Origin of the sequence: Massilibacteroides sp. (assembly GCF_028705895.1) — a bacterium.
Taxonomy (GTDB): domain Bacteria; phylum Bacteroidota; class Bacteroidia; order Bacteroidales; family Tannerellaceae; genus Massilibacteroides.
This window is the reverse complement of sequence record NZ_JAQWCQ010000100.1, coordinates 1-5759: the sequence shown is the minus strand read 5'-3', so window position 1 is coordinate 5759 and position 5759 is coordinate 1. Positions and strand designations below refer to the sequence as shown.

General features: G+C 37.0%; 3 protein-coding genes and 1 pseudogene. All 4 read left to right on the top strand.

The window, feature by feature from the left end:
* A pseudogene (locus tag PHT93_RS14955) lies at positions 1 to 1160 on the top strand (hypothetical protein); the annotation flags it as partial.
* 27 nt (positions 1161 to 1187) lie between these two features.
* Complete coding sequence (locus PHT93_RS14950; protein ID WP_300244545.1) at positions 1188 to 4001, top strand: fimbrial protein; 2814 nt, start codon at positions 1188 to 1190, stop codon at positions 3999 to 4001.
* Positions 4002 to 4520: 519 nt separating this feature from the next.
* Positions 4521 to 5378 carry an AraC family transcriptional regulator gene (locus PHT93_RS14945; RefSeq protein WP_300244543.1) on the top strand — a complete coding sequence of 286 codons (858 nt, stop codon included), beginning with the start codon at positions 4521 to 4523 and terminating at the stop codon, positions 5376 to 5378.
* Positions 5379 to 5477: 99 nt separating this feature from the next.
* Positions 5478 to 5648, top strand: coding sequence for a histone H1 (locus tag PHT93_RS14940; RefSeq protein WP_300244541.1), 171 nt, complete (start codon positions 5478 to 5480; stop codon positions 5646 to 5648).
* Positions 5649 to 5759 lie beyond the last annotated feature (111 nt).

The window sequence follows — 5759 nt, the reverse complement described above, 5'->3', positions numbered from 1 at the left end:
TACTCCGGAATCATCACTATACGATCACTATTTCAGACGTAACAAGTGCCGGTTCAAACACTCCCGGAGATGCTTATGAAGGTGGAGGTATCGCCATGAGCGCAAGCGTCACGGCCTGGAATCTGGCAACACAAAATAACGTCATAGATCAGCAATATATTTTGGAGTTAGATACCACCGTGGCTGTATTGGACTACAAAGGATCTATAATAAATATTGATGTAAAAACAAGTAGTGGTAAAACATGGAGTATTGATACTTATCTGACAAATGGCGTTTCCGCTGTTGTCATCTCGAACAAAATACAGATTCAGAATACGAACATTAATCCGGATAAGACAGAATGGGATTGCGGATGGATAGACGTTTTGGTTGACAATATTAAATATAGGCTAAAAGTTGTTCAAGAGGCTAATCCTGAACATTATCCAACAACACACAACGGTTGGGCAGGTAGTAACATTTACTGGGATGGAACAAAATTGACCTTTGATGATGTTAATGATCATATACATGAAAAATATCAAGGTGTTTTCTTTAAATGGGGCAGTTTATGGGGGATAGATCCAAGCGGTTCTAATAATGCACTATGGAGTAGTAATACAAATGTGGTTTATAAACCCGAAGGAAGTATAGAAACCAATGTTTCTTGGAATTCTATACCTTACTGTAAACCTCCTACTAACAGCTATCCGATAGCACCTAAAACCGGGCGTGACCGCCATTATCTGACAGAAGTTCATGATCCGGAAAAAGGATTAGGAGATATCTGCAAATACCTTACGGAAAGGGCAGGCGGGACTCTCCATGGAAAGAAGTGGCGTATGCCTACTTCAACTGAATTTGGTATAAATACAGATTACCAAGATTACGGAGGAACCTGGAATCTGGTAAATTCGTTTGGCTCTGATGGGAAATTTATTAATTCTGGAAAACCCGGTGTAACCAAAGCGAGTGATATTGGTATTCCATTTTTTTCTGCTGCAGGGTATCGTAGCTCTATCGGAGAATTAAAAAGTATTGGTACTTATGGGTTTTATTGGTCAGCCTCCTTCACAAATTCTAACGCTTATATACTAGCTATCTCTAAGGTCAACATTCTCCCTGCCAGTTCGCTGAGCTTTACTTTAGCAGCATCTGTGCGTTGTGTGGTAGAATAAAAATGGATAAAAAACAACAAAAACGATATGAGACAAAAATGGATATATAAACTACTGATTCTTATTACTCTTTTCTCTTGTGTAAATGAATATGAAAGAGAAATAGAAATCAAGAATGGGGAAACAATCCACTTCACAGTGGAAATTCCGGGAATTGCCACAGCATCAACACGTTCAATGGACGGAGTGAAAGAAAACGAGATAGAAGCAATAAGCGTATTGGTTTTTGACGCTTCAAATCAATTTATAGAGAAAAAAGACGGATCGAATATTGTTCAAAGTGGAAGCGACAATGTAAATGTATCTTTTGAAGCAACTGTATCTACAGGTACAGGCAGAAGTATAGTTGTTGTTGCAAATGCAAAAACAATATTAGATGCATTAACATTAAGTGTAGGACAACCAAAATCCGCTGTTCTACAACAACTTAAATATACAATGACAGGGAAATGGGCATCGGATAGCGCCGGCGCTTATACTCCCATACCTATGGTAGGCGAAAAAACAGGGGTGTCAATTACTTCAGGAGGAAGCATTTCGGGTATAAACTTGATTCGTATGCTGGCACGTATTGATATGAAAGTGACGACTTCAGATTTTAAACTAAAAAAAATCCACTTATGTAATTATAATACGAATGGATATATTACTCCAGCATGGGACACCAACGGAACCATCCAGACCAGTACAATAACAACACCCAACTTGCCTTCGAACACAGGTAAAAACATAACGAATCCGTTAACATATGACACCTCATCTGCACAAATTTTCGAGGGGGAAATCTATACCTTTGAAAATAATATGGCAAGTGATGTAAATGGTATTGATCATGTTGACCGGAAAAACGCAACTTGTCTGGTTGTGGAAGGAGAATATAATGGAGCAACTTACTTTTATCGAATAGACTTTACTGAAAACACCTCGGTAAGTGATCCGACAACTGTTGCTTACATGCCTTTACTGCGTAACCATAAATATATAATTAGCATAACTTCGGCAGCCGGAGTTGGCTACGCAAGCCTTAATGAAGCACTTAGCTCATACACGATCCCGTCTAATCTGAAAACACGCCTTATCTATTATGACATGGGTGAAGTCAAAGACATCGCTTATGACGGTCAGTACTTTTTAGGCGTTTCTAACAAGGAAATAGAATTGCCGAGAAATGAACAAGTTGCAACAAGCGAAGGCAACACCTTGATTGTAACCACCGACAATCCGACCGGTTGGAGAATTGAGAATATTAATACGATTTCCGGAGCATCCGGATGGTTAACAACAGATATAACCACGGGACCATCCACTACAACAGGCACTTCAGTTAATCTGTTGGCAAGCTCTAATACAACAGGGAGTAGTCGAATAGCTGAAATAAACTTCATTGCAGGGCGGATTACATATACCGTAAAAGTGACGCAAACGATCACAGCAAATCTCCTTTTAGAAATTAAAAATACGACTGATAACATAATATCAGAATTGCTTTTTGCTTCAGGAGCCGGTAGAGTTACAAGCGCACAATCTTTCAAAATAGTGTGGGAGCCACAAGACTTAACGGTCTCAGCAAATTTAGCGGTAGCTAACGCAAATGCGTTTATTTATCATTTTGGCTCTGATACTCCCGGTAGCGGTTCTCAGACCAGTATTATATCTCCTACCGGTGAGAAAACGTTTAATATCACTCCTCAACCTATAGTCGTTACAGATCTTACCGGAGAACCATTTCTTGAACGAGCATCATATGTTAATTTTACAATAACAGACGGAATAAACAGTAAGACTAAAAGTTTTTTGCTTAAGCATTCTGCATATAATCTTGTTGTTGATACCAGCTATTACCGTACCGATGGAAAATGTTATAGCTTTATTGTGCGCAGTAATGTAGCCTGGCGTATTAAGTCTGTGTCAGAAACATTAATAACAGGAACAAAACTTCTAAATATATCATCGAGTGATAATTTAAAGGTTGGCACTACAGGTGGTCCTAATATTAATGGTGAAGAAATATTCTTCACCACAGTAAATAACTTAAACGTTAAGGGTACGGTTAATGTGGTTTTCGAAAGCCCTACGGGCTTGTTAGACGATATTACGATTACGTTGAATTTGAAAAACGAAGGGTATTATCCATCATTTCACAGAGGCTGGGCCGGTAGTAATATTTATTGGGATGGAAGTAAAATGACATTTGATGATACGGGACGCAGAACACATGAAAACTATCAGGGTTTGTTTTTCAAATGGGGTAGTCTGTGGGGAATAAATCCATATAGAGAAAATAGCGGTTATTCGGGACAAGTTTACAAGTTCGGGTATACATCAGTACAAAATGGAGGTCCTTATTCCAATATCCCATTCGTTACTCCTACAGTCTCGTCCGATCGAAATCGTCATTATCTGTTAGAGGTACATGATCCGGATAATAACATTGGTGACATTTGCAAATACATTACAGAACAGGCCGGCGGGACTCTCTATGGAAAAAAATGGCGTATGCCAACGTCTTATGAATTCGGTGCTGATGGAGACTTATATACCCAAAAAGGAACATGGCCCTTAAATCAACAACAAAATGATAAAAATGACGGAACTTATGTTATCCCCGGAAATCCGGGATATACAAAGAGTGAGGTAGGTTACCCATTCTTTCCAGCAGCAGGCTTTTATTCGGGCACAAACGTAAACAGTATAGGTACTAGCGGAGGTTATTGGTCAGGAAGTTCGAAGTCTTCCTCAAAGGCATATTATCTGAGTTTTATCTCAAATAAATCGACATTTTTGGCTGCTAGTGCTACAAACCCTTCATACGCTATGCCTGTGCGGTGTGTTCAGGAATAAAATAAACAAATTGTATTTCATCATAAATAAAGTTTCAAACAGAGAAGATAGGAGTACGTCCGTTGAGAAACTTGCGGCTTCGCTGATAAATAAATGACTCAAACAGGAGTCAAACAATAGTTTAGTCAAAAAAAGGATTGTACGGATTGGAAAATTCGTACAATTCATCTTTTATAACTTCAGAAACAAAAAATAAGGTGGATCATATCTATTCAGTTAAAGATGACAAATTCTTTCCTGGACGAAAAAACATACTTTTTGGATGAAAAATTGTAGTTGATGAAATATTTTTTTTCCGAATTTTGTCGAGCGCAAAAGAATGTATTGTATTCTGATGAGATCAGAATGTGTAAATGTCTCTTTCTAAACTATGATTCGTGTTATTGACTAAATGTCATTCTATTTTTTTATTTACTATTATCTAACCTAATATAATGGCTTAATCTTCGTAGGAGCTATTTTTATTATTATAGCTGTAATCTTATCGATCTTTAGCCATTTTTTAAGACTTATATATTTATGCTAATCACAATAGTCGACGGACATGATACTTGTCCATATAACAGCAACGAAGAAAAAAATATAGAACGATTAGAGTTGGCTGAAAAGAAAGAATGTATACTTAAAACCAATTTCAAGAAAATTGTAATGGTATGTCAGGGAGTAATAGATGTTAGTCTCAATGGCTATAACCCCCAAGAGATCGGACATCATAAAATGTTTTACCTTGAACGAGGTCAACATTTGAAAATAACTTCCATATCAGACTCTGAATTGTTAATTTTTAGATTTAATAAGGTGCAATTATGTAATTGTTTTTCTCTTGATAAGTTGTTTGTTAGTCCCGAAGAGTCGTCCATTAAGAATAAAAAGGATAAGGGACTTTACACATTGCCAATCGCTCGGCTTATATACTTGGGGTTTTCTCTCCTGAAAGATTGTCTTGAACAAGGTCTGAGTTGTAAATATTTTTATAGATTAAAAACGGAAGAATTACTGTTTATTATCGGGAAAATATATAGTATGACGCAACTTCGGGATTTTTTCAGAGAAGGCCTAAGCACGGATATTTCTTTTTCTGACCAGGTCAGAGAAAATATATTCAAATATCATACTATTCAGGAGTTAGCACAAGCGATGAATTATACAGTCTCTGGTTTTGAAAAACGCTTTAAGAAGGTTTTCAAAACAACCCCTCATAAATGGTTAAAAGACAAGAAAGCAGATAAAATTTATTATGATCTGACAATGACCGATCTGACAATGACCGAAATTACGGATAAATATAATTTTAATACAAATAACTATTTGATAACTTTTTGTAAGTCATATTTCGGAATGACACCGGGAAAGATACGAAAAAACAGAGGTGTCTAAAAAATATTTAAAGAACAACAAAGGTCTCTCTTTTCATCGGAAATTCTCTGTAAATGAGTATCTTCGTTCTTCAATTAATAACATTTATACAAAAAGACAATGGAACAAGTTGTAAAAGAACTGAATGAGTTATTTGCTGAGTTCTCAAAGGATGTAAGTTCTCAAGTGGAAAATAGTAATAAAGCTGCCGGCGGACGTACTCGTAAAACATCGCTGGCTATCGAGAAAGTATTAAAAGTCTTTCGCAAAACATCTTACATATTCCGGTGATACCCACCCAGCGATTCCGGTGATATGCACCCAGTGTTTTCGCTCAGGTTACTGACAAAATTACCGTTTTTTTCTTAAACTCTCTCCTTTTAACTCAAATCGATGTGATGT